Origin of the sequence: Blastococcus mobilis (genome assembly GCF_900188025.1) — a bacterium.
In the GTDB taxonomy this organism is placed as follows: domain Bacteria; phylum Actinomycetota; class Actinomycetes; order Mycobacteriales; family Geodermatophilaceae; genus Blastococcus_B; species Blastococcus_B mobilis.
In genome coordinates this window covers 136,294-158,389 of record NZ_FZNO01000012.1, presented here as the reverse complement: position 1 = coordinate 158,389, position 22,096 = coordinate 136,294, and the positions used below count along the sequence as shown (strand labels likewise).

The following is a 22,096-nucleotide window of genomic DNA, read 5'->3' as shown; positions in this document are numbered from 1 at the left end:
GTCACCGCCTTCAGGACCGGTGCGGACACGTCCAGGCTGGCACGATGAGACATAGCGGGCTCCCGGGGAAGAGGAGATCGGCTTTGGCGAGACGATCTTGACCCCGAGAGCCCGCGCCTACATCTGGAACCCGCGCTCCGACCAGCGGCGATGCAATTCAGCCCGCTGAACCTGGTGAGAAAACCTCACTGCGTCTGAGGAAGCTGCATAGCCGAGACAGTCCGACCGCGGTCCTCCCGCGGCGTCCCTTCCCCGGATGACCATCACTTCACCGAGCGCCGTCTGCTCCGACCTCTGGATCTGTAGCTCGGCGCCGCCGCCCAAGCTGTCGGAGGAGTAGGCGCGAGCGATGCGCCCGAGCAGCCGCTGCGCCTTGGCGCGGTCATCAGCTGTGAGAAGGGCGAGGAATGGGCCTCGCGCCCCGCAGGATTTCGACCCAGCCGAAGTACTGACCGAGGAGCCGCACCGTGCTCTTCTCGATGTAGTCGCAATTCGTCGCTCCAGAAGCCAAGAGGTCCCGCTCAAGGATGAGCAGACGCGATTGGAGATCAGAAGCCGCACGCACCAGATGTAGTGCCCACGGACGTTGTTGACGCCGGACGCGGAGGAGGACCTCCGGGCGCGGTGATGGGTGTCTGAAGGCGCCGGTCCGGGACGTTCAGCGTCACGATCGCGACGCCGCCGTCCACCTCGGGCAGTACCTCACCGGATCCGGCCACGAGCCCAGTTGCCTCGCGAGTCGATGGTCGAGAGGCTGAGCCGCGAGGCGATGCCGGCAGGGCGACGCCCGAACCGGAGGTGCGGTATGCACGCACGGTCAACGAGCATCCGCGGCAACGCAAACAACCTCGACGCCGGCATCGCCTACGTCCGCGACGAGGTGCTGCCGTCCATCGGGGAGTCCGAAGGCTGCGTCGGTCTCTCCATGCTCACCGACCGCGAGAGCGGCCGCTGCATCGTCGCCACCGCCTGGACCGACGAGCAGGCCATGCGCGCGTCCTCCGAGGAGGCGCGCACCGTCCGGCACCGCCTGCTGCACACCCTCGGTGGCGAGCACGCCGACGTCCTCGAGTGGGAGATCGCGGTCCTCCACCGCGACCACCCGGCCGGGGACGGGGCTGGCGCGCAGGTGACCTGGGCGCGCATCTCCCCCACCCACATCGACGACCTGCTCGACGCCTACCGGAGCAACCTGATGCCCAAGCTGCAGGAGCTGCCCGGCTTCTGCAGCGTCAGCATGCTCGTCGACCGGCGCAACGCCCGGACCGTCAGCGTCACCAGCTTCGAGAGCCGCGAGGCCGCGGCGCTGATGCGCAAGCACGCCCGGTCCCTGCGCGAGCAGTTCTCGCAGGCCATGGGCGCCAAGATCGTCGACGTCGCCGAGATGGACCTCGCCCTCGCCCATCTGCGGGTCCCCGAGACCGTCTGACGAGCGACAGCCCTTCAACGACCGGACCGCCAGCGCCGCCCCTCCGTAAGCCAGTGAGCTCGCGAGAGCCCGCATCGTCGTCCTCCGCCCCGCCCCGCGCGCGGCCAGCAGCGCGGTCGCCGAGTCGAGCAGGTTCATCGCCGCCACCGCGGCCAGTCCCCGGTCGACCTCCTCGCCTGCGCGCGCGGTCAGCGCCAGGGCAGAGATCACCGCCGCCCCGCTGCCGAACAGCCGCCGCGGTCCCGCCGGCGTCACCCGCACCCCGTACGCGTTCGCGACCGCCGGGCGGCGCGACGACGCTGAGCACCCCGAACGTCAGCCCCCGGCGGCGAGCGCCTTGTCCCCGGCCTGGCCGTCGCCAACTACCTCGAGCCGGCTGTGCGCGAACTCGGCGCCTGGACTGGCGCGCACCTCGTCGAGCTATCCGGCTTCTCCGGCAGCGGAGAGCCGCCACACCCGCTCGACGTCCCCCAGTTCGCCGACGCCCTCGCGTAGTGGCTGGACACGAGCGGGCTCGACCGTGTTCTCCTCGTCGGCCACTCCAGGGGGCACCCAGGTGGCCGCCCGGGTCGCCGCCCGGAAACGCACCAGCGCCTCTCCTCGCCAGCCCGACCATGGACCCGAGCTTCCGCAGCATGCGGCGAGTCGTGTTGGCCTGGCGCCGCAAATACGAGCTGGAGCCCAAGAGCCTCGACGAGCAGCACACCCCAGAGCGGTAGCGCGCGGGCCTGAGATGGGTCCGGCACGCGCTCACGGTGCACCTGGCCGACGCGCTCGAGGACGTCGTCCCCCAGGTATCGGTCCCCGTGCTCGTGGTCCACGGCGACCAGGACCGCCTCTGCACCGAACAGTGGGCGCGACAGCTCAGCGAGCTCGCTCCCGACGGCCGGTTCCGCTCCGTGCCCGGCGCGCACAGCTTTGTCTGGACGGCGCCGTCCGCCTGGTCCGAGCTGATCGAGCGGCTCGCCCGCGGCCTGCCGTGACCGCGCCGCCCGGCGCTACCGTCGGGCGATGACGTCGCCCGAGAACGGCCGGCCGACGCGGAGCCGCCTCGCCCGAACCGTCCGGCTCGCCGCGCTGCCGGCCGCGTACGCCGGCCGCACCGCCGTCGGGATCGGGAAGCGCATCGGCGGGCGCCCCGCGGAAGTCGTTGCGGCGCAGGTGCAGCAGCGCACCGCGGAGCAGTTGTTCGCCACGCTCGGCCAGCTCAAGGGCGGCGCCATGAAGGTCGGTCAGGCGCTGTCGGCGATGGAGGCCGCGCTCCCCAAGCAGCTGGTCGGCCCGTACCGCGAGACGCTGATCCGTCTGCAGGAGTCGGCGCCGGCCATGCCGGCCGACCTAGTGCACGCGCAGCTCGACGAATCGCTCGGACCGGACTGGCGGCGGCCGTTCCGCTCGTTCGACGACCAGGCCGCCGCGGCGGCCAGCGTGGGGCAGGTGCACCGCGCCATCTGGTCCGACGGCACGCCGGTGGCCGTGAAGATCCAGTACCCGGGCGCCGGCGAGGCTCTCGTCGCCGACATCGGGATGCTCCAGGGCCTGGCGCCGGTCATGAAGGCGGCCGCGCCCGGCCTCGACGCCCGGGAACTGTTCACCGAGCTGCGCGAACGGCTCGCCGAGGAGGTCGACTACGTCCGCGAGGCCGAGGCCCAGACGGCGTTCGCCGACGCCTACCGCGACGACCCGGACATCGCCGTTCCCGATGTGTTGGCGGCCGAGGGCCGGGTGCTGATCACCCGATGGGTCGACGGCACTCCCCTCTCGCGCGTCATCGCCGACGGCGACCAGGACGACCGCGACCGCGCCGGTCAGCTGCTGGTGCGCCTGTTCGCCTCCGGGCCGGTGCGCGCCGGCCGGCTGCACGGCGACCCGCACCCCGGCAACTTCCGGCTGCTGCCCGACGGCCGGCTCGCCGTCCTCGACTTCGGGTCAACCCAGGCCCTGCCGGACGGCTGGCCGGCCCGGCTCGGGCCGTTGCTCGTCGCCGGGCGGGACGGCGACGCCGCGACGCTGCACCGCATCGCCGCCTCCGCCCACCTGCTGCAGCCGGACAAGGTGACCCCGGAGGCCCTCCTCGCGCTGCTCGACCGCTATCTCGAGCCCCTGCGCAGCCCGGCGTACCGGTTCACGCGCTCTTGGATGCAGGAACAGACCCGACGGGCCTCCGACCCGCTCAGCCCCGCCGCCCGCACGCAGCGCCGGCTGACCATCCCGCCGCGGCACCTGCTGGTGCAACGCGTGGCGGTCGGGATGGTCGGGGTCCTCTGCTCGCTCGGCGCCACCGTCGCCGTCGACGCCGAGGTCCGGCGGTGGCTGCCCGGCTACGTCGCTCCCCAAGACGCCCTCGGCCCGATCCCGCGACGCTCCGGGTGACCTGGACGTCACCGGTCAGGACGTGTCACGCACAGACGACTACGACGCCGAAGGCACCGCCTGACCGGTGGCGGGTTCCCGTCGCTCCCTCAGGTGCCCGTCGCCGCAGTGTGCGTGGCCGGGAAGCCGGGCCAGCCGGGTCCCGGCCGGAAGTTCGCCCGACGGGACGGCGCCTGATCGGTCACCGAACCCGAACCAGCCACAACCCGCAGCGTCGTCCTCTCTCGGCGGTCCTGGCGCGGCACCACCGCGCGGGGAGGGAGGTGGTCCCGGCACCACCGTTCGCAGTCGGCCAGCAGGTTGCCGGTGGACATGGCCCGAGGCGCCCCGCCGGATGGCATGCCGAACAACGCTGCGGGCTCCCTTTGTGTGGACGACGGTCGAGAGGTCCTCGCCGCTCCGCAGGGGGCATTGCCCGGGCATGGGTGTCACCGGCCGATGAACGACCGGGGGACTGCCGACAGCGCGCCGAAGACGGGGGAAGGACGCAGGTACAACGGTAGGGCAGGCGGCTCTTCAGCCCCCGCAACCGGGCGACCGGCGTGCCTCCGTCAGTCCTGAGCCGAGCGGCGCATCGACCACATCTGGGCGGGGCGCTCGTACTGCATGGCGACGTCCCAGCCGACGGCGCCGTTGACGACTTCCTTGCGGAAGTTGCCGACCGCCACCCGCGCCAGCTCCGGGTCCGCCGCAACCCGAGCAGCCAGCTCCAGCGCCCGGCCCTCCACCGCGGCGCTGTCCACCGACTCCCACGCCAGGCCGAGCTCCACGGCCCTGTCTCCGTTGATCTCCTCGCCGAAGAACGCCATCGCCGCCGCGGCCTCGCGGCCGATCAGGCGCGACAGGGATCACGAAGTGCCCGCCGCCGGGGTGCATGCCGCGCTTGAGGAAGCCGGCAAACAGCCGCGCGTCCTTCGCCACGATCCGCAGGTCCGTCGCCAGCAGCATGTTCATGCCGGCGCCCACCGCTGAGCCGCGCACCGCCGCCACGGTGGGGACCTTGACCTGCCCCAGCCGGTAGAAGGAGTCGTAGATCTTGCCCATGCCCTCGTAGGCCTCGGGCGCCGCCGGGTCCTTGCCGGCCGAGGTCAGCGTCGCGATGTCCCCGCCCGCGCAGAACGACTTGCCCTCCGCCCGCACGACCAGCGCGCCGACCTGCGGCTTGGCGTCCACCTCGTCGAACGTCGCGATCAGCTCGTCGACCATCGCCGGCGTCAGCGCGTTGCGCCGGTCCGGGGCGTTCAGCGTCACGACCGCGACGCCGCCGTCCACCCCGAGCAGCACTTCACCGGATCCGGCCACGAGCCCGCCTCTCATCACCGAGCGGTCGCCTCACTGCGAGCCACTGAGTCCTCACCTCGCATCGGACCACGCTCGGCCGGTCGAGCGATGACTGGGACCACTTGGGCAGCCCTCGTACGGGCACGTCAGACGATCGCGTGCTCGCGCAGCTGCTCCTGAACGTGTGGCGGCAGATTCAGGTCGACGAAGACCTCTGCCAGGTCGAAGTAGGAGCCACCTCGGGCATCCCGCGCGCTCACCACCGCCTCGGCGTACGAGAGCTCGATGTCGCTCACCTGAGCGATGACCGAGGCGGGCGCCGTGTTCAGGTCGACAAGGCCCCCGTCGTCGTAGTCACGCCGCAAATCCGGGCGGCCGATGCCCAGGTGGCGCGCCAACACGGGGTCGCTGACACGCAGCTGTCGTGCCTCGACCCGTCTCTTCCGCGCAGCCAGCGCCTGCGCGACTGCTGGCTGGACGAGGGTCGATTTCGCGATGGAGCTCCCGTAGACATCGCGGCGCAAGCTCTTCAACTGCAAGCATCCGACGACGACGACAGCTACGACCGTCATGCCGCCGATGGTGCTGATCGTCTGATTTCCGGAGGATCCGTCCGGATGCGACGGGGGAGTCAGCGCCATCAGAACTACGAGGAACACGCCAAGTCCGGTGTAGATGAAGGCCAGCCTCGTGACGGCCGGCCGGTTCAACCGACGGGCCGCGTGCCAGAACGAAACCGCGGCCAGGAAGCCGCCCGTGAATATGGTGAGGGCGAAGTACCAGCCCCCGCCGGAGAGGCTGTCGCGCAGCGACCTCTTCGCGACGCCGGCTGGCTGATGATTGGCGGACTGCGCCACGCGTTCTCCTCGATGTACCGGTGGGCCTCAGCCGACGTGATGTCCAGCAGGTCACCCGATGGGCTGCTTCGTGACGCAGTGGATCTTCGTGTATCGGCGGCCCTTGTCGGCGATCGACGTGCCGCTCGAGCCATGAGTACGGCACCCGTGTGCGTGTCCATGCCACCGGAAGATCCGGACGTCGCGCCGCCAGTCCCACCGGTGGCGCTCCCCGATCCACTGTTTCCCGACGTACTGGACAAGCCGGCCGAACTCGACCGCTCACCGGATCGGCTCCGGCGAGCCTCAGCAGCCAGCCGCGCCTGCTCGGCGACGAGGTCGTCCAGGTGCTGGTCGTCCGCCTGCCGCAGCTCGGTGTTGCACCGCTCAGCCCAGCGGCAGTGCTCGCAGTAGCCGATCGGCGAGGGTCCGGTCGCCGGCGGCGCGGCCACGAAGGTCTCCAGCCGGCCCCGCGCACGGCGGGCGTACGCGGCGACGTCGATCAGCCGCCACGGACGCGACTCGCCGTCCCCGGTGGCGACGTGGATGAACTCCGGCGCCACCCCCTGCAGGTCGGAGAGCCGCTCGGCGTACGTCGCCATCTGCAGCAACGCGGCGACCTTCAGCTTCCGGGCGAGCTTGGTATCGGCGATCTCGTACGACCAGTCTCCGAAGACTGGCGCCGGCGTCTCGACCCGCAGCAGGAAGTCGGCCTGCCCACCCCAGGCGCCGTCGAAGAACGTCCCCTGGTAGACAACATCGACGCCTCGCCGCATCGCCTCGACCGTCTCCTCCGCGCGCCGGCGGCCCTCGGCATCGAACGCCGTCTCGATCTCGGCGACCGACTTACCGGAGGCCACCAGCGAGGCCAGGTACTTCTTCTCGTGCTCCAGGCCACGGTCGAAGACGAACTGAAGTTCGTCCGTCGTCTCGACGTCCGGCGCCGCCCACTCCCCGCCGCCACGCCGAGGTCGAGCCGGGTCAGGTGCCAGCACTCCTGGTGGGAGGTCAGGTCGGTCGGGCTGAGCACCAGCCGCCCGTCGAGTCGCTGCATCACCTACGTGCCTTTCGTTCGCCGTCGTCGGCAGCCTGCCGGACGCGTTCCGACCCACCCTGCCTCCCTCAGGGATAGCGGAGGCCAGTGACACGACTCCGACGCTCAGACTCCACGGAGGTGCACGCGTCACCCGTTCGAGCGGCTCGATCGCGATCGACTCATGCCACGTCGCGAAGTCCCGGTCCGGCCCGCCGGCCGCGTCGAGCCGCGGGGCGACTCGCCGCCAGCAGCCGACGGGGCGGCGCAGGTCCTTACAGGCGCTCGGGGCTAGGAGGAAAAGGCTCAGGTCAGCCAACCGCAGAGGGAGTTGTGCTCAGCCAGCGCGTCTCGGTGCGGCACGTGTGCCTGGTCCGATGGCCTGCGGATCTGCCGCTCGTCGAAGTCCTCGTACTCGCTCCCCTGCAGGTCCGGAGCCACCCGGATCGTCCCGAACGGCATCACGGTTACCAGCCGCAGGTCGAACAAGGTGTGAAGGTCCGCTCGGAGGAGCAACCCGTTGCCGGGTGCGTGCGAGCCCGTCTCTCGAAACGGCCGAATGTGCGCGGCTTCGAGTGTCGCCTCGACCTGCGAACCAGAGATGCAGCAGGTGCGATCGAAGGCCTGCAAGAGCCCCTGCCGAAACGGCCCCTGGCCCCGCCGGACGGCGATGAGCCGCTTGGCGTAGTCGCGATGATCCTCGTCCGGTAGGTCGATCCCCGCCGCAGCCAGGAACTCCTCCAGCGCCCGCTCGACGCGGCTCTGCTGGGGGAACAGGGCGCTGACCGCGCGTACGCCTTGCTCGGACATCCTGGCGAATTGCGACAGTTGGACGTGGTGCGCCAATCCAGCCAACTCCGACCCCACGGCGCCTCGCATGGGGATGTGGTTCGGAGGCTCGCTGACGACCTCGATACCCATCACGTACTTGTACGTACGGTTGTCATCCCAGGGCACCGGCTCACCCGTCCGAATCCTGCGGGGAACGCTGGTCAGCCGGCAGTGAACCAGCCATCCCGAGTCAGGCAGTGGCTTCCACAGGAAGAGGTCGTCCCCGACCCGAGCTCCACCGGCGTTCGACGGCGTTCCCCACAGGCCCGAGCGCTTGCAGGTCTCCCAGTTCGAGAGATCGTCCGCCGACAAAGAATCGACCCAGCCTGTCAACAGTCATGACCTCACCCGTGATCACCGGGGTGAAGGCATGTCCTGGGCGGAAGCCTGTTGGGCCGCGGTTCGCGTCCGCCGGACGGCGGCACGCGTCATGCTGCAGGAAGGGTCAGCGCCGCTCGGGCGCGACACCCCGGAAACCGTCGGCCGGGAAACGGGACTCGTTGCCGGCCAGCTTCTCCGCCGCTGCCACACCGAGGTCCACCCCGGCCACGTCCGCCAGTCGGACGAGGTAGAGCAGGACGTCGGCCAACTCCTCCCCGAGCCGCTCCCGCAGCTGTCCGGCCGGCAGGTCGCGTGCCTCCTCCGTCGGCAGCCACTAGACCAGCTCAGTCACCTCACCGACCTCGCCGACGAGCGCCAGCGTCAACGACTTCAGGTCGTGGAACTGACCCCAGTCGCGGGCCTCGGTGAAGACCCGCATGCGGGCGGTCAGCTCGGAAAGATCGCTCACTCGGCGAGTATCGGCGACCCGTCGTCGATCCTGTCTAGGCTGGCGGTGCGGTCCGACTGGCTTCCGAACCCTGGACATGCCCCCACCCGCACGTTGATTCGTGCTGCCCGGGGACAGGTCCTTGCCACTCCTTCGTACATCCGCCAGGGGTCTGGCCGACCTCGCGCGCGCCGGCCGCATCGGCGCCACACTGGCCACCCAGATGGCGCACCGAATGAGCCGCTCCGCCTCCGCGGCCGAGATCCGCTCCTGGGATGCCAGCCTCGCCGCGCTGGCCGCGGACCTCGAACAGGCCGGACTCGGGGGCATCGAGGTTCTGGCCGAGTACCAGCTGCCGCTGTCGAGCAAGCGGATCGACGTCGTCCTCGCCGGAGAGCACCCTCGGGGCGGCGGGCCGTCCTACGTCGTCGTCGAGCTGAAGCAGTGGACACGGGCGTCCCTTTTCGAGAACGAGCCCGAGCTCGTGGTGCAGCCGACCTACGGCCCCCGGCCGGTGCTGCACCCCGTCGCCCAGGTCCGGGCGTACGGCGAGTACCTGCTGGACTTCGTCGGAGTCCTGCACGGCACGAGCGATGTCCTCGCTGGGGCCGCCTACCTGCACAACGCGACGGACGACGGCGTCGCCGCCCTGCGCGGCTACCCGCAGGACGAGCTAGGCCGCCTTTTCACCGCCCAGGACCGGGGTGACTTCCACGGCTTCCTCCGCAGTCGTCTCTCCCCTGCGAACGCGTCGGTGCACGCCGACCGGCTGCTGCGGTCCTCCGTCGCTCCCAGCAAGCAGCTGCTCGCCGTGGCGGCCGAAGAGCTGCGTACCCGTGAGCAATTCGTGCTGCTCGACGAGCAACGAGTCGCCTTCGACCTGGTGCTGCACGAGGTCGAGAAGGCCCGGCGCGGTGACCACAAGAGCGTCGTCATCGTGTCTGGCGGGCCCGGCAGCGGGAAGAGCGTCATCGCGCTGTCGCTGCTCGGGGAGCTGGGACGACGTGGGATACGTGCCGTGCACGCCACAGGGTCGCGTTCGTTCACCCAGACGCTGCGCAAGGTCGCCAGTCACCGCGCGCCCCGTACCAGGGCACTGTTCCGGTACTTCAACCAGTTCATGGCGGCTGAGCGCAACGGCCTCGATGTGCTCATCGCAGACGAAGCGCACCGCATCCGCGAGACATCGGTCGACCGCTACACCCCCGGCGCTCTCCGAGGAGACCCGCGCCGGCAGGTCGACGAGCTCATCGACGCGGCCAGGGTTCCGGTGTTCCTGCTCGATCAGAACCAGGTCGTACGCCCCGGCGAGATGGGGACCGTCGAAGACATCGAGAAGCACGCCCGCGAACGCGGACTCGACGTCTTCCAGATCGACCTGTCCACGCAGTACCGCAGTGGAGGGAGCGCAGCGTACGTCTCATGGGTCGAACGTCTTCTCGGCCTGACGCCGGGCGGGCCGCTGCCGTGGACCGGCGACGAACGCTTTGAGGTGCGTACCGCGTCCTCGCCGTCGGCGATGGAAGCCGTCCTGACCGAGAAGCTCGCGCAGAGACAGAACGCCCGCATGGCGGCCGGCTACTGCTGGACCTGGAGCGACCCGCGACCTGACGGGTCGCTGGTCCCGGATGTGCAGATCGGGGACTGGTCGCGTCCGTGGAACCTCAAGGGTGACCGCTCGGTCGGCGGCGCTCCTCCCGCTGCGCTGTGGGCCAGCGATGACCGCGGCTTCGGTCAGGTCGGCTGCGTCTACACCGCGCAGGGCTTCGAGTACGAGTGGAACGGCGTCCTGCTGGGACCCGACCTCGTCTGGCGGGATGACCGGTGGGTCGCCGTTCGCAGCGCCAACCGCGACCCCGACTTCCGCAACACCAAGAAGGTCAGCGACGCGGACTTCGACCTGCTGGTCCGCAACGTCTACAAGGTGCTGCTCACCCGGGGCCTGCGAGGGGTCCTCGTGCACTCGACCGACCCGGAGACCCAGCGCTTCCTCGAGCGTCTGCTGCGCTGAGCCCTGCCCGGCCGTTCACACCACGCCGCGGACCATGGCTTCCGCCGATCAGCGCGTAGCAACTGCAATCGGGGTCAACACCACTTCCTGCATTTCCGCGGCGCGGGAAAGCGGCATCGATGACCACCCGCTCCAGCCACGCGACCGGACCTGCTGCACCTTGGCGGCCAGGCCAGGGATCTGCGCGACGGCGTCGGCGTAGGCGTCAACGCGCTCGGGATGCCTCGTCGAGTACTCGGGGAGTACGTAGTACAGGAAGCCGGCAACCGTCGTGTCGCCCACGTTGATGTTCCCGACGGGGGTGTCCGCGCCGTCGACGAGGTACCAGCCGGTCACGGGCACGAGCCGGTCGGCCAGGAAGATGAGCCGGATCTTGCCCACCGCAGGTTGTCCTCAACGGCGGCCCAGAAGCCCTCGACATCCTCGATCCCCAGCTGCTCCTGGAGGAAGGCGCCCGGGTCCATCACCCCCGCCGCCTGCGCCACGGCGTCGCGCAGATCGTTCTGCCACATCGCGACACCGTTGGCCGCATAGTCGAGCATCTGAGCGACGACCTTCCGTCGCGCCCGGGTGTCCGACGCACGCTTGACCTCGACGAGCACGGGCACGCCGGACTGATCGAGGAACAGGTGGTCGAGCGAGAGCTCGACGCTGTCTGCGGCTGCCACAGGCATTTCCCGCCGGACGAGAAGCAATTTGCCGCTCTCCCCCGCCGTCCGATACCGGCGACCAGCTCAGGGAACTGCGCGAGCACCCGCTGGAGGACGTCCTCGCTGTCGTAGTCCGTTTTGTGCAGCGCCGTCAGTTGGTTGCCGACCGCGAGGAAGATTGCGTCCTGATTCATGCCCGCATTCCACCGGTCGGCCTGCCCCGAACGACCGCACGACACGGTCAGGTCTGCGAGCGGCGGAGCGGTCGCTCACTCGTCGGACGTGCGCTCACTGACTTCCTGGGCCGCCTGCCGCCACCGCCGCCGGGCTTCTCGGACGACGCGGTACAGCGGGTGCGACGAGTTGGCCGACTGGTTGAGCGGCGGGGTGAGCTCCGCGATCACCTGCGCCTCCATGGTCCACGGCTCCTCGTGCACCGCCCAGGTCAGTGCCAGGTGCTGCTGCATCCAATCGTCGAGCCGCAGCTCATCGTCCGGGACGAGCAGCGGGCGGTCGGTGAAACGGCTGCGCCAGTTCCGCTGCTCGAAGAGAAGCGCGGCGAGTGATCGACGCAGCGTCGACTGCCCCGTCGTCCCCCGGACATGGTTGCCCAGCACCCTGCTGCGCAAGGTCGCAACCGACGACGGCCCGCTGCGCGCGATGCCGACGTAAATCAACTCGTGCTCGCCGTCCGGGTGACACGGCCCGGTGATGCCCGGCAGGGCGCCCGGCAGCGACCACCACGCATAGACACCCGGCTCGGTCGGCACAGCGTCCCGTGCCCGTTCGAGGGTTACGACGCCGCCGCGCAGATCGACCACGCTCACGAGGCTCCACCCCGTTCCGCGGCTGCGCACACGGCCTCGGCCAGCCCGTCGTGCGAGACCGGAGCGCCGGCGAGGTGCTCGACTCGGGAGAGTGCCATGCTGCGCTGCCCGGTCGCCTCCACGATCCGGCGGGGAAGAACCCAGTACCGCCATTGCGCCAGGTCCAGCGGGTCGTATGAGGCGTGATCCCGTGCGGTCATGAGGGCGAAGACGTAGACATCAGCGTTGTAGGTGGCCGAAGGCGCGTAGCCGACCGTTGAGTCCCAGGTCCGGCCGTTGAGCCCGCCGAAGCGGATGGACGATGGCCGAGCCTGCGCCCAAGCCTGCAGATACGCGCTGGACTTCACCTCGACCCGAATCCCGTCCGGCGTCACGATGTCGTAGGCATCCCACTCGATTCGCGGCCGAGACGTGGCGCCCAGCGCCTGAGCGACGAGGAACTCGGCCAGCATCGGCCGGACCGTGTTCCCCCGCAGGTCCGACAGCGCCCAGGCCCAGAAGTCCCGCACCGTGCCCGTCGACCCGGCGATCGGTTCTTCACCGCTCAGGAGCCGGGCCGGCGGTGGCTGCAGTCGGCCGTCGTCCGCGCTCACGCGCTTGACACCTCGAAGCCGACGACGTCGCAGTGGCTGCTCAGCAACACGCCCTGCCCGCCCGGTAGAAGCTTCTCCCCCATGCAACTCCTCTCGATGAACACGCCCGAAGATTCACACGGGACGGTGGGAGTCAGCACGCCTGGGCCCGCGGCGCGCCTCTGCCCGAGCCGCTGACAAGGTTTGCCGCTAGCACGGTCCATGATCACGACAACGGACATCGGCACGCTCGTCGACCACAGCACTACGACGGTTCCGCCGCCCTGGACGCCTGGCCACGGAGTCGCCCCGGCCAGGCGGCAGCAGCACTGACCGAGGCGGTGCGTGTGCGCCGTGCGGCAGATCGTGCCCAGCACGCGCAGCGGTCTGTTGGTCAGCCGCAGAGGCGAGCAGCATCTCTCCCGCGGCGACGCCGCCGGGGCGTCGCCCACCATCCCGAGAGGAGGGCGGCATGTACGCCCGTTCCACCACCGTCCACGCCGACCCGCAGCGCATCGACGAGGGCATCGCCTACGTACGCGACGAGGTCATGCCCGCGGTGCAGAGCATGCCCGGCTGTATGGGCCTGTCCATGCTCGGCGACCGCGACTCCGGCCGGTGCATCGTCACGACCAGCTGGGACTCCGAGGAGTCGATGAGCGCCAGCAGAGAAGCGGTCCGCGCCATGCGCGAGCGGGCCGTCGATGTGATGGGTGGCCAGTTCGACGTCCAAGAATGGGAGATCGCCGTCCTGCACCGCGCGCACCGAGCGCCCGAGGGCGCCTGCTGCCGCGTCACCTGGACCCGCGGCGATCCCGCCCGCATGGACGACATGGCCGAGACCTTCCGTACGGGCCTCGTGCCGCGTCTGGATGAGATCGAGGGCTTCTGCAGCGTCAGCGTGATGGGAGACCGGCAGACCGGCATGAGTGTTCTGACCGCCACCTACGACGACCGTGGGTCTCTGGACCGTTCCGCCGAGGCGGTGCGGGGGATGCGCGAGCAGTTCACCCAGCAGATGGGCCTGGAGATCACGGACATGGCCGAGTTCGAGCTGGTGATCCACCACCTGCGCGTCCCAGAGATGGTCTGAGGGACGGCGGCCGGCGCGGAGCGCGCGCCGGCTCGCTCAGCGGGGCACCGTCCGGCGGATGACGGAGCCGGTGAGCATCGGCTTGGCGCTCGCCGACGAGGTCGCCGTCTCGATCGTGACCCACGGCGAGCTCCGCGCCGGCCAGCGGGTCAACGCGAACGACTCCTGGATCGCCGCCACGGCGCTTGCTCACGATGGTCCGGTCGTCACCCAGACGCCGACTTCGACACTGGTTGATGCCGGGGACGGCCTAGTCCGGCGCGTCGATCCGGACGAGGCGCCCGCCGGCCGGTATCCGCTGCGCGGGGACCCGGCGCTTCGGTGCCCGGGCCTCGGCGAGCGGCGCCGCCTTCGAGAACAGCCAGCCCTGCGCGTACCGGCAGCCCATCTCCAGCAGCGCGTCGCGCTGCTCCAGCGTCTCCACGCCCTCGGCCGTTACCGCGGTGCCGGTGCTCGCCGCGAAGTCGACGAGCAGCTGCACCAGGGCCCGGTCGCGGTCGGCGGTCAGGATGCCCTGCACGTACGAGCGGTCGATCTTCAGCCCGTCGGTGCGCACGTCGCGCAGGTGTCGCAGCGCCGTCCCGCCGGCTCCGACGTCGTCGAGGGTCACCTTGAAGCCGGCGGCGCTCAGCTGGGTCAGCGGCCCGGCCGCGGCAGACAGCTGGTCCACGACCAGCTGCTCGGGCACCTCGACGCGCACCAGCGCCGGCTGCAGGCCGCTGTCGGCCGTGGCCGACAGCAGCACGTCGCACAGCCCGGGCGCGAGCAGCCGGTCGGTGCTCACGTTCACGTTGAGCGACACCAGCCCGTCCCGACCGTCATCGGCCTCCGCCTGCCGCCAGTCGGCGAACTCGCGGGTGGCGGTCCGCAGCACCCAGTCGTCGAGGGCGATCAGCTGCCCGGCGCGGGCCACGGCCGGCAGGAAGGCGTCCGGCATCAGGAAGCCCAGCCGGGGATGCTGCCAGCGGACCAGGGCCTCCAGGCTCGCCAGCCGGCCGTCGGCCAGGTGGACGATCGGCTGGTACAGCAGCAGGAACTCGCCGCGGTCGGTGGCCTCGCTGACGGTGGTGTCCAGCAGCGGGTCGGCGTCGGCGGAGGTGGAGACCACGACCGGCCCGGTGACGCCGTTCCCACCGCTGCGCTTCCCCGTGTACATGGCGAGGTCGGCGGCGCGCACCAGCGCCTGCGGGTCGGTCTGGCCGCCCGTCGCCGTCACCGCGACCCCGACGCTCACCGCGATCCGCTGGGCGACGCCGTCGTCCCGGGTCAGCGACGTGACGGCCTGGTGCATGCGGCGGGCGATGGTTTCCGCCGACGCGGAGTCGCCCTCCGGACCGTCGGTGTCAATGTCGACGCAGACGGCGAACTCGTCGCCGCCGAGCCGGGCGACGAGGTCGACCGGTCGGGCCACGTCGGTCAACGCGGTGGCGATCTCGCACAGCAGGGCGTCGCCGCGGTCGTGCCCGAGGGTGTCGTTGACGCCCTTGAAGCCGTCCAGGTCGAGGTAGAGGACGGCGGTCTGGTGGCCGAGCTGCGTGGCGCTGCGGCGGCAGGACTCCTCCACCCGCCCGAAGAACGCCTCCCGGTTGGCCAGGCCGGTCAGCGGGTCGCGGAGCGCCTGGTCGGCCAGGTCGCGCGCCACCGCCGACAGCAGCACCGGCATCGGCACCGCACGCACGCCGTCCGCGTCCTGCACTAGGACGTGGTCCTGCACGTGCGCGGCCGACCGGGTGATCGCCCGGCTCGAGGCGTCGACCACGCTGGTGTCCGGCGGGAGGATCAGCGCGTCCCACTGGGCGATCTCGGCCACGGGGCGGCGGCCGTAGAGGGACCGGCCGTAGCCGTAGGGCCCGCTCATCAGGGCCTCGAACGGGCCGCGCTCGACCAGGCCGACCACGCCGTCCAGATCGGGATGCCGGATCACCGCGCAGGTGCGGCCGGAGCTGCGGCCGAAAAGGCGGTCGAGGTCCTCGCAGGTGCTGGTGCCCGGCAGCACGTCGACGTCGAAGGCGAGGTCACCCACCGTCACAGGAGCAGCGCTCGCGTCGGAGAGCGAGCTCAGTCCGCCGTCCAGCATGCCGATGGCCATGATCCTGTTCTCGTCGTCTGCAGTGCGCTTCCTCAGCCCACCGTGCGAGGTTCACCCCGACGGGGGGAACGATCTGTGACCGGGACGACATCTCCGCCCCTCCCGACCGGTATTGGACATGCCGGAGGCACCGGCTCTGCTCGGACCGGCGCGAGTCAGACACCGAGGTGCTTCAGTGCCCCCTGCACAATAGTGCTTGCACTGTGCATGCTCGCTGCTAGCATTCTGCAACATGAGGACGCTCTACCTCCGCAACGTTCCGGACGACGTCGTCGAACGTCTGGAGCGACTTGCCGCACGGAGTTCGACGTCCGTCAGCGCCCTGGCGGTACGCGAACTCGCCGAGATTTCCCGCCGAGCCGACAACCCATTGCTGCTGGACGATCTGCCGGACCTCGACGTGGATCCGGCCACGATCGTCGAGGATCTGCACTCCGGGCGCGCCGCACGGTGATCGTGGTCGATGCCTCGGCTGCGTTGTCGGCAGTGCTCAACGCCGGCCCCGCCCGGGGGCTGCTGTCCAGCGAGCAGCTCCACGTCCCCCACCTCATCGATTCCGAGATCGTCAACGGGATGCGTCGGCAGGTCGTCACACGGTCAGTTACTGCCGAACAGGCATGGGCTGCGCTGGACACCTGGCGCCGGCTCGGCATCGTCCGCCACCCCGTGTCCCCACTGCTCGAGCGGATCTGGCAGCTGCGGGACAACATGTCGGCCTACGACGCCTCCTACGTAACACTCGCGGAGGCCCTCGGCTGCGCCGTCGTGACCGCCGACGGCCGACTCGGTCGAGCACCGGGATCGCGGTGTCCGATCACCGTCGTTCCTCGGTAACCGGCTGACACGAATTCGCACGCCGTCGTCCGCCCGTTCAGGAGCGGCGCCGGCGCGTGTGCCGGTCGTAGAGCTCCAGCAGCCCGTTGGTCGCGTCGCGGTCGAACGCCTCGGGATCGAACTCAGCCCCGACCCAGTCGACCAGCTCGGCGTGCTCGGGGTGAGCCGGGTCGGCCAGCACCACGAGCAGCCGGTCGTAGCCCGGAGCGCCCCCGCAGTCCTCCGGTGGGCATGCGCGGGCCCCGTCGAAACAGTGCGGGGTGCCGAGCCCGACCGCCAGCAGCCGCTGGCCGACCTGGATGGCGTGCTCCCAACCGTCGCCGAAGTCGTACTCGTAGCGGAACTCGCCGGCGATGCGCGCCACATCGGAGACGGTGGTGGTCTCGTCGTCGCGCAGCTCGCCGGGGAAGTCCTCGATGTCGCCGTAGAGGACGTTCCCGACGCGGAACAGGTGCAGGTGTGCGTCCTGCCAGCCCATCGCCGTCTGCAGCACGGCGTGCAGCTCCCGCAGCGTCAACGCCCCGGGCACCGCGATCCGCCGCCACACCGGAGGGTGGACGTCGGCGAGCGTGACGGTGAGCTCGATGGCGACACCGTCGCTCTTCGGTGCGGAAGGCGGGGGTTCGACCGCGGCGCCGAGCAGCGCCGCACGGGCCAGCGCGACCGCCGATTCGACGATCCCGGGCAGACGGCGACGGGCAAGGAGACCGAGCCGGTCGAACACCGTCTCCGTGTCGCGGACGAGCGCACGGGCGTCTGCCGCGTCCGGCGATCCCCCGTCCCGCCGACCCAACCGAGGGCCCGGAGGCCGAGCGCCACCACGTGCTCCGGGTCCGGTCTCCTCGCCGCGATGGCGAGCAACCAGAGGACGCCGGCCTGCAGCTCGACGTCGCGGCTGCCCAGGGGAAGCCGCGCCGCGATGTGCTGCCAGAGGCCGTCCGGATCCTCGGCCAGCCGCCGTCCGGCGACGCTCTGCAGCAGGACCCCGCGATGGACCCGCACCAGACCGAGCCGCCGGGCCGAGGTACGCAGAGCGGAGACCGGAACGGTGAGGTCCTCCCGGTTGCCGGCACCGACCCAGTCGGCGTCCCAGCCGAACCTCCGCATGATCTCGCTGACCACCGCCGGGGGCAGGTAGCCGGCGGCGGTCAGCTTCAGGCCGTCCCCCACACGCGCCAGGAACCAGCGGTAGGGCTCCACCACGTCCGGATCGGGCGGCGTCACGGTGTCGGCCCGGAGCGCGTCATCGATCAGCCGCAGCAACCGCGGGTCCCGCGAGTCACGCAGCCGATCGAGGACGTCCGCCGCGTCGTTGCGCATGAGGTCATCCTGCCGAGGGCGTGAAGCCCCGCCACGCGGGGCCGTCGAACCTTGAGAGGTGCGCCAGCGCCGGCAGCAGCAGTGACCTGACTCAGAACGACGCCACAAACCTTTCACGGGACGCAGACCCATCAAAGGATCGCGCGTCATGCTTTAACAGCACGGCGCCCCGTGAAAGGTTGTGCCCATGGCGCGATGGCTGGATGCGGTGTGGGAGCACGCGGACCTGACCATGGTCCCCCGCGCCGATCGGCTCTTCGGCCCGTACCGCCGCTACGAGCCCGACCTGGTGACCTCGCGGCCCTTGAGCATGTCGCGCGAGGCCAACCACGCCGCCACTGTCGCGGAGCGAGCGGTCCGGGAGCTGACCAACGGCCCGGGAGCGCAGGGCCTGGAGGGCCTGGCGCGTTTCCTGCTGCGGTCGGAGGCCATCGCCAGCTCCCTCATCGAGGGCATCGCGCCCTCCCCCCAACAGGTCGCTCTCGCGGAGCTCGCGCAGGACGAGGACGTTCGGGGGTTCAGCGACCAGGCGCGCCTCGTCGCCAACAACATCACCCTCCTCCGCCGGGCCGGTGAGGAGCTGGCCACCGCAGACGCCATCGCCGTCGACGACATCGAGGCACTCCACCGCGCTCTGCTGCCCGAGGAGGCCCACCACGGGTTGCGCCGTGTGCAGAACTGGATCGGCGGCTCCGCCTGGCACCCGCTGTCAGCCGAGTTCGTCCCGCCACCGCCCGACCTGGTTCCGGGCCTGATGGCCGACCTGGTCGACTACATGAACGGTTCCGTTCACGCCCCGCTCGTGCAGGCCGGCATCGTGCACGCCCAGTTCGAGACGATCCATCCCTTCACCGACGGCAACGGCCGGGTGGGACGCGCCCTCATCCATACCGTGCTGACCCGCCGCGGCCTCACGCCGTCGGCGATCCTCCCGGTGAGCCTCGTGCTCTCGACCCTGCGAGGTCGCTACGTCGAGGGTTTGACCGCCTACCGATACGTGGGCGCGCCGGACAGCGTCGACGCCGCCGCAGCCGTCGCCGCATGGCTCGACGTCTTCCTCCACGCCACAACGGTCGCCGCGCAACAGGCTCAGCTGTTCGCCGGCCAGATCGCCGGGTTGCAGGTCGAGTGGGAGACGAAGCTGGCCGAGCACCGCACCGCGCAGGGCCGGCGCGAGACTCCACGGTCCGACTCAGCGACCTCCCGCATCCTCCGCACCCTGCCCGAGGTCCCGATTCTGACGTCCCGGACGGCGCAGCGGCGCCTGGGCGTCTCGTTCCCGGCGGCGCGGGCAGCGCTGGAAGAGCTGGCCGACGCCGGGATCCTCGCGCGTCGTTCGGTCGAACGCGGCACGACCGGTTACACCGCCACGGACGTCTTCTCCCTCGTCACCCACACCGAACGGCAGCTCGTCAGCACGCGGTGGGACACCCGGGTCTCGCCGCCCAACCGTCCCGTTCCGGTCTCGCCGCAGACCTGAGTGCCGGCGACTCGTCACCGCGGGCCCTGGGTTCTGTCGGTGGCCGTCCCTAGCATCGGCGTCCATCGCGAACCCGAGCCGGAGGTGCCGTGCACTACGACGACGTCGCCGCACTGCAACGCCACAGCCCAGCGTGGCGGCTGGTTCGCGCCGACCACGCCCCACTGATCATCAGCTTCCTCGACCAGGTGTTCGTCGAGGGCAACGTCCGCGGCATCGCCGCCGGTGAGCTGGCCGACCGGCTCGACGACGTCCTCCACGCCCTGAACGAGGGGCAGGAAGCGCCACTCTTCCCGAAGCCCGCTCGGGCCTACCTCGACGCATGGGCCGCTCCCGACGCCGGCTGGCTGCGCAAGTACTACCTCACCGGTTCCGACACCGCACTTCGACGCCACCCCCGCCGCGGAGAAGGCGGTCGCCTGGTGCGCCTCGCTCCGGGCCCGCACCTTCGTCGGCACCGAGTCCCGGCTCAACACCGTCGTCGACCTGCTGCGCCAGATGGTCTACGGCGCCGAGGCCGATCCCGACACCCGCCTCGCCGAGCTCGAGCGCCGGAGGCAGGAGATCGATGATGAGATCGAACGCGTCCGGCGCGGCGAGGTCGACGTCATGGACCCGTCCGCGCAGAGAGACCGCTACCAGCAGTTCGCCGGCACCGCCCGGGAGCTGCTGGCCGACTTCCGCGAGGTCGGGGCAACTTCCGGGCGCTCGACCGCGAGCTGCGCGAGCAGATCACCACCTGGGACGGCGCGAAGGGCGGCCTGCTCGAGCAGGTGGTCGACGGCCGGGCGAGCATCGCCGACTCCGACCAGGGCAAGAGCTTCCACGCCTTCTACGACTTCCTCCTTTCCCCCACCCGTCAGGAGGAGCTCACCGACCTGCTGCGGCGGGTGCACGAGCTGCCCGCACTCGCCGACGGCGACGACCGGCTGCGCGCGATCCACCACGAATGGCTGGCCGCCGGCGAGCGCACCCAGACGACCGTGCGCACCCTCTCCGAACAGCTGCGCCGCTACCTCGACGACCGGGTCTGGCTGGAGAACCGGCGAGTCATGGACATCCTGCGCAGCATCGAGACCGCCGCGCTCCAGCTGCGCGGGGAACGGCGCGTAGAGCTGACCGTCGAGATCGACGCGCTGGCACCCACCGTCGTCCTGCCGATGGAACGTCCCCTCTACACGCCGCAGGCGCGCATCACCCTCGACAGCAGCGACGTGCAGAGCGGGGACGATGATTTCGATGCCGCCGCATTGTTCGGGCAGGTGCACGTCGACCCGGCACCGCTCACCGCGCACGTGCGGCGGGCCCTGCTGCAGCGACCACAGGTCGGCCTGGCCGCCCTCCTGCACGACCACCCTCTCGAGCAGGGCCTCACGGAGCTGGTCACCTACTTCTCCCTCACCGACGGCGCCTTCGACGTCGTCTTCGACGACACCCCCGAGCAGGTCGCCTGGACCGACGGCGACGGTCGCACCCGGCGGGCCACCGTTCCCCGGGTCACCTACGCCCGCCGTGCCGCACCGATCGGAGCCGCCCGATGACCTCCGCCCCGAGTCACTCCGAGCTCGACCTGCCGCTGGTGGCCACCGCGCTGATGAAGGGCGTGGTCTACCGCGACACCCATGAGCAGGTCTGGCGCCACCTCCTGCCCTTGCAGAGCCGGGTGCGCGAGTACATGTCCACCATCGGCCTGGTCCCGGTGGTCGACGAGGCCGAGGGCTACGCCTTCCTCCGGCAACGGGACGACGAGCCCGAGAACACCGACGGCTCCCCGGCCGGGTCCGCCGTTCCCCGGCTGGTCGCCCGCCGCTCGCTGTCGTTCCACGTCAGCCTGCTGCTCGCGCTGCTGCGACGCCGGCTGGCCGAATTCGACGCCACCGACGCCGGCAGCCGGCTGGTCCTCACCCGCGAGCAGGTCGTCGCGATGCTCCGGGTCTTCCTGCCCGCCACCAGCAACGAGGCGCGGCTGGTCGACCAGGTCGACCAGCACATCACCAAGGTCGTCGAGCTGGGCTTCCTCCGTCGGGTGCCGGGCTCCGATGGCGCCGTCGAGGTGCGCCGCATCCTCAAGGCCTTCGTCGACGCGCAATGGCTGGCCGATTTCGACGGCCGGCTCGCCGCCTACGCCGCTCAACTGCGTGGCGAGCCCGATGCTGCCCTCGACCCCGAGGAAGGTGCACACCCGTGACCGCTACCGTCCACCTGGCCACCGACGAGCAGCCTTCGCCCGACGCGCCGCCCGGCTTCCGGCTCGACCGCCTCGAGCTGCTCAACTGGGGCACGTTCGACCGGAAGGTGTGGGCCCTGCGGGCCGGCGGCGCCAACACGCTGCTCACCGGCGACATCGGTTCGGGCAAGTCCACCGTCGTCGACGCTGTCACCACCCTGCTGCTCCCGGCGCAGCGGATCTCCTACAACAAGGCCGCCGGCGCTGACACCCGCGAGCGCAGCCTCCGGTCCTACGTGCAAGGGCACTGGCGTTCCGAGCGCAACGAGGCCACCGGCACCACCCGGCAGGTCGGCCTGCGCGGTGGCAGCACCTACTCGGTGCTGCTCGCCGTGTTCACCAACGCCGGCTACGACGCCACGGTCACCCTCGCGCAGGTGTTCTGGCTGAAGGACGGCGACAGCGGCCAGCCCGACCGCTGCTACGTGACCGCCGATCGCG

At 70.8% G+C, this 22,096-nt stretch carries 25 protein-coding genes and 2 pseudogenes; 11 read left to right on the top strand and 16 right to left on the bottom strand.

Going from position 1 to position 22,096, the window contains the following annotated elements; genetic code table 11:
• Positions 1 to 805 precede the first annotated feature (805 nt).
• Complete coding sequence (locus tag CHB94_RS12795; RefSeq protein WP_089336938.1) at positions 806 to 1,429, top strand: hypothetical protein; 624 nt, start codon at positions 806 to 808, stop codon at positions 1,427 to 1,429.
• Between the two features lie 420 nt (positions 1,430 to 1,849).
• Here CHB94_RS12795 and CHB94_RS25190 read toward each other — a convergent pair whose 3' ends face one another.
• Entirely contained in the window at positions 1,850 to 2,017 is a 168-nt protein-coding gene (locus CHB94_RS25190; protein WP_176445541.1) for a hypothetical protein, read from the bottom strand.
• Between the two features lie 167 nt (positions 2,018 to 2,184).
• Between CHB94_RS25190 and CHB94_RS12790 the strand changes: the two genes are divergently transcribed.
• Both CHB94_RS12790 and CHB94_RS12785 read left to right on the top strand, forming a co-directional pair.
• Positions 2,185 to 2,412 carry an alpha/beta fold hydrolase gene (locus CHB94_RS12790; RefSeq protein ID WP_089336937.1) on the top strand — a complete coding sequence of 76 codons (228 nt, stop codon included), beginning with the start codon at positions 2,185 to 2,187 and terminating at the stop codon, positions 2,410 to 2,412.
• A 28-nt stretch (positions 2,413 to 2,440) separates the two neighbouring features.
• The gene (locus CHB94_RS12785; RefSeq protein ID WP_089336936.1) at positions 2,441 to 3,802 is read left to right on the top strand and encodes an ABC1 kinase family protein; all 1,362 of its coding nucleotides are present in this window, start codon (positions 2,441 to 2,443) and stop codon (positions 3,800 to 3,802) included.
• Between the two features lie 516 nt (positions 3,803 to 4,318).
• Here the strand turns inward: CHB94_RS12785 and CHB94_RS12780 are convergent.
• The 6 genes from CHB94_RS12780 to CHB94_RS26170 form a co-directional block, all read right to left on the bottom strand.
• On the bottom strand, positions 4,319 to 5,104 hold the full coding sequence (locus CHB94_RS12780; RefSeq protein WP_254920608.1) for an enoyl-CoA hydratase/isomerase family protein: 786 nt from the start codon (positions 5,102 to 5,104) through the stop codon (positions 4,319 to 4,321).
• A gap of 125 nt (positions 5,105 to 5,229) precedes the next feature.
• Positions 5,230 to 5,724 carry a helix-hairpin-helix domain-containing protein gene (locus tag CHB94_RS12775; RefSeq protein ID WP_141137484.1) on the bottom strand — a complete coding sequence of 165 codons (495 nt, stop codon included), beginning with the start codon at positions 5,722 to 5,724 and terminating at the stop codon, positions 5,230 to 5,232.
• 65 nt (positions 5,725 to 5,789) lie between these two features.
• Positions 5,790 to 6,914 carry a hypothetical protein gene (locus CHB94_RS12770; RefSeq protein ID WP_089336934.1) on the bottom strand — a complete coding sequence of 375 codons (1,125 nt, stop codon included), beginning with the start codon at positions 6,912 to 6,914 and terminating at the stop codon, positions 5,790 to 5,792.
• A 344-nt stretch (positions 6,915 to 7,258) separates the two neighbouring features.
• Positions 7,259 to 7,873: an HNH endonuclease gene (locus CHB94_RS12765; RefSeq protein ID WP_089336961.1), complete on the bottom strand. Its 615-nt coding sequence runs from the start codon at positions 7,871 to 7,873 to the stop codon at positions 7,259 to 7,261.
• 355 nt (positions 7,874 to 8,228) lie between these two features.
• A complete protein-coding gene (locus CHB94_RS25730) occupies positions 8,229 to 8,372 on the bottom strand; it encodes a nucleoside triphosphate pyrophosphohydrolase family protein (protein WP_217899288.1) in 144 nt (47 codons plus the stop codon).
• A 66-nt stretch (positions 8,373 to 8,438) separates the two neighbouring features.
• Positions 8,439 to 8,573 (bottom strand): nucleoside triphosphate pyrophosphohydrolase family protein, encoded by a 135-nt coding sequence (locus CHB94_RS26170; RefSeq protein WP_254920607.1) that lies wholly within the window; start codon positions 8,571 to 8,573, stop codon positions 8,439 to 8,441.
• Positions 8,574 to 8,787: 214 nt separating this feature from the next.
• On the opposite strand from CHB94_RS26170, the gene CHB94_RS12755 reads away from it, so the two are divergent.
• Positions 8,788 to 10,563, top strand: coding sequence for a DUF2075 domain-containing protein (locus CHB94_RS12755; protein ID WP_217899287.1), 1,776 nt, complete (start codon positions 8,788 to 8,790; stop codon positions 10,561 to 10,563).
• 48 nt (positions 10,564 to 10,611) lie between these two features.
• Here CHB94_RS12755 and CHB94_RS12750 read toward each other — a convergent pair whose 3' ends face one another.
• From CHB94_RS12750 to CHB94_RS12735, 4 genes are all read right to left on the bottom strand, one after another.
• A complete protein-coding gene (locus CHB94_RS12750; protein ID WP_089336933.1) occupies positions 10,612 to 10,944 on the bottom strand; it encodes a hypothetical protein in 333 nt (110 codons plus the stop codon).
• Positions 10,896 to 11,231: a hypothetical protein gene (locus tag CHB94_RS12745; protein ID WP_089336932.1), complete on the bottom strand. Its 336-nt coding sequence runs from the start codon at positions 11,229 to 11,231 to the stop codon at positions 10,896 to 10,898. Before CHB94_RS12745 ends, CHB94_RS12750 begins: the two co-directional genes overlap by 49 nt.
• 251 nt (positions 11,232 to 11,482) lie before the next feature.
• Positions 11,483 to 12,040 (bottom strand): GIY-YIG nuclease family protein, encoded by a 558-nt coding sequence (locus tag CHB94_RS12740; protein ID WP_141137483.1) that lies wholly within the window; start codon positions 12,038 to 12,040, stop codon positions 11,483 to 11,485.
• Positions 12,037 to 12,633, bottom strand: coding sequence for a hypothetical protein (locus CHB94_RS12735; RefSeq protein WP_089336930.1), 597 nt, complete (start codon positions 12,631 to 12,633; stop codon positions 12,037 to 12,039). Before CHB94_RS12735 ends, CHB94_RS12740 begins: the two co-directional genes overlap by 4 nt.
• A 451-nt stretch (positions 12,634 to 13,084) precedes the next feature.
• Between CHB94_RS12735 and CHB94_RS12725 the strand changes: the two genes are divergently transcribed.
• Positions 13,085 to 13,705 carry an antibiotic biosynthesis monooxygenase gene (locus CHB94_RS12725; RefSeq protein WP_089336928.1) on the top strand — a complete coding sequence of 207 codons (621 nt, stop codon included), beginning with the start codon at positions 13,085 to 13,087 and terminating at the stop codon, positions 13,703 to 13,705.
• Between the two features lie 36 nt (positions 13,706 to 13,741).
• Here the strand turns inward: CHB94_RS12725 and CHB94_RS25185 are convergent, their stop codons facing one another.
• Both CHB94_RS25185 and CHB94_RS12720 read right to left on the bottom strand, forming a co-directional pair.
• The gene (locus CHB94_RS25185) at positions 13,742 to 13,885 is read right to left on the bottom strand and encodes a hypothetical protein (RefSeq protein ID WP_176445540.1); all 144 of its coding nucleotides are present in this window, start codon (positions 13,883 to 13,885) and stop codon (positions 13,742 to 13,744) included.
• Positions 13,886 to 13,955: 70 nt separating this feature from the next.
• Positions 13,956 to 15,794 carry a putative bifunctional diguanylate cyclase/phosphodiesterase gene (locus CHB94_RS12720; protein WP_089336927.1) on the bottom strand — a complete coding sequence of 613 codons (1,839 nt, stop codon included), beginning with the start codon at positions 15,792 to 15,794 and terminating at the stop codon, positions 13,956 to 13,958.
• A 232-nt stretch (positions 15,795 to 16,026) separates the two neighbouring features.
• Between CHB94_RS12720 and CHB94_RS12715 the strand changes: the two genes are divergently transcribed.
• Complete coding sequence (locus CHB94_RS12715; RefSeq protein ID WP_089336926.1) at positions 16,027 to 16,248, top strand: antitoxin; 222 nt, start codon at positions 16,027 to 16,029, stop codon at positions 16,246 to 16,248.
• Positions 16,249 to 16,250: 2 nt separating this feature from the next.
• Entirely contained in the window at positions 16,251 to 16,628 is a 378-nt protein-coding gene (locus tag CHB94_RS12710) for a type II toxin-antitoxin system VapC family toxin (RefSeq protein WP_217899286.1), read from the top strand.
• Between the two features lie 37 nt (positions 16,629 to 16,665).
• Here CHB94_RS12710 and CHB94_RS12705 read toward each other — a convergent pair whose 3' ends face one another.
• Together CHB94_RS12705 and CHB94_RS25180 are read right to left on the bottom strand one after the other, a co-directional pair.
• Positions 16,666 to 17,157 (bottom strand): plasmid pRiA4b ORF-3 family protein, encoded by a 492-nt coding sequence (locus CHB94_RS12705; protein ID WP_254920606.1) that lies wholly within the window; start codon positions 17,155 to 17,157, stop codon positions 16,666 to 16,668.
• Positions 17,142 to 17,948, bottom strand: coding sequence for a hypothetical protein (locus CHB94_RS25180; RefSeq protein WP_176445527.1), 807 nt, complete (start codon positions 17,946 to 17,948; stop codon positions 17,142 to 17,144). The genes CHB94_RS12705 and CHB94_RS25180 overlap by 16 nt, the downstream gene beginning before the upstream one ends.
• A 187-nt stretch (positions 17,949 to 18,135) precedes the next feature.
• On the opposite strand from CHB94_RS25180, the gene CHB94_RS12695 reads away from it, so the two are divergent.
• Positions 18,136 to 19,428, top strand: a complete 1,293-nt coding sequence (locus CHB94_RS12695; protein WP_089336923.1) for a Fic family protein — start codon at positions 18,136 to 18,138, stop codon at positions 19,426 to 19,428.
• Between the two features lie 14 nt (positions 19,429 to 19,442).
• On the opposite strand, the gene CHB94_RS25725 is transcribed toward CHB94_RS12695, so the two are convergent.
• The gene (locus tag CHB94_RS25725) at positions 19,443 to 19,688 is read right to left on the bottom strand and encodes a hypothetical protein (protein ID WP_217899290.1); all 246 of its coding nucleotides are present in this window, start codon (positions 19,686 to 19,688) and stop codon (positions 19,443 to 19,445) included.
• Here CHB94_RS25725 and CHB94_RS26740 point away from each other — a divergent pair.
• From CHB94_RS26740 to CHB94_RS26165, 3 genes and pseudogenes are all read left to right on the top strand, one after another.
• Positions 19,569 to 20,969: pseudogene (locus CHB94_RS26740) on the top strand (DUF3375 domain-containing protein). The gene CHB94_RS25725 and the pseudogene CHB94_RS26740 overlap by 120 nt on opposite strands.
• Entirely contained in the window at positions 20,966 to 21,616 is a 651-nt protein-coding gene (locus CHB94_RS12685) for a DUF4194 domain-containing protein (RefSeq protein WP_089336922.1), read from the top strand. Before CHB94_RS26740 ends, CHB94_RS12685 begins: the two are co-directional and overlap by 4 nt.
• Positions 21,517 to 21,801: pseudogene (locus CHB94_RS26165) on the top strand (ATP-binding protein); the annotation flags it as partial. The gene CHB94_RS12685 and the pseudogene CHB94_RS26165, both read left to right, overlap by 100 nt.
• Between the last annotated feature and the right edge of the window lie 295 nt (positions 21,802 to 22,096).

Excerpts from the sequence above, each read along its gene's own strand:
- CHB94_RS12795 (WP_089336938.1), top strand. The coding sequence starts at position 806 with ATGCACGCACGGTCAACGAGCATCCGCGGCAACGCAAACAACCTCGAC.
- CHB94_RS12785 (WP_089336936.1), top strand. The coding sequence starts at position 2,441 with ATGACGTCGCCCGAGAACGGCCGGCCGACGCGGAGCCGCCTCGCCCGA.
- CHB94_RS12775 (WP_141137484.1), bottom strand. The coding sequence starts at position 5,724 with ATGGCGCTGACTCCCCCGTCGCATCCGGACGGATCCTCCGGAAATCAG.
- CHB94_RS12765 (WP_089336961.1), bottom strand. The coding sequence starts at position 7,873 with ATGGGTATCGAGGTCGTCAGCGAGCCTCCGAACCACATCCCCATGCGA.
- CHB94_RS12755 (WP_217899287.1), top strand. The coding sequence starts at position 8,788 with ATGAGCCGCTCCGCCTCCGCGGCCGAGATCCGCTCCTGGGATGCCAGC.
- CHB94_RS12725 (WP_089336928.1), top strand. The coding sequence starts at position 13,085 with ATGTACGCCCGTTCCACCACCGTCCACGCCGACCCGCAGCGCATCGAC.
- CHB94_RS12720 (WP_089336927.1), bottom strand. The coding sequence starts at position 15,794 with ATGGCCATCGGCATGCTGGACGGCGGACTGAGCTCGCTCTCCGACGCG.
- CHB94_RS12715 (WP_089336926.1), top strand. The coding sequence starts at position 16,027 with ATGAGGACGCTCTACCTCCGCAACGTTCCGGACGACGTCGTCGAACGT.
- CHB94_RS25180 (WP_176445527.1), bottom strand. The coding sequence starts at position 17,948 with ATGCGCAACGACGCGGCGGACGTCCTCGATCGGCTGCGTGACTCGCGG.
- CHB94_RS12695 (WP_089336923.1), top strand. The coding sequence starts at position 18,136 with ATGGCGCGATGGCTGGATGCGGTGTGGGAGCACGCGGACCTGACCATG.
- CHB94_RS12685 (WP_089336922.1), top strand. The coding sequence starts at position 20,966 with ATGACCTCCGCCCCGAGTCACTCCGAGCTCGACCTGCCGCTGGTGGCC.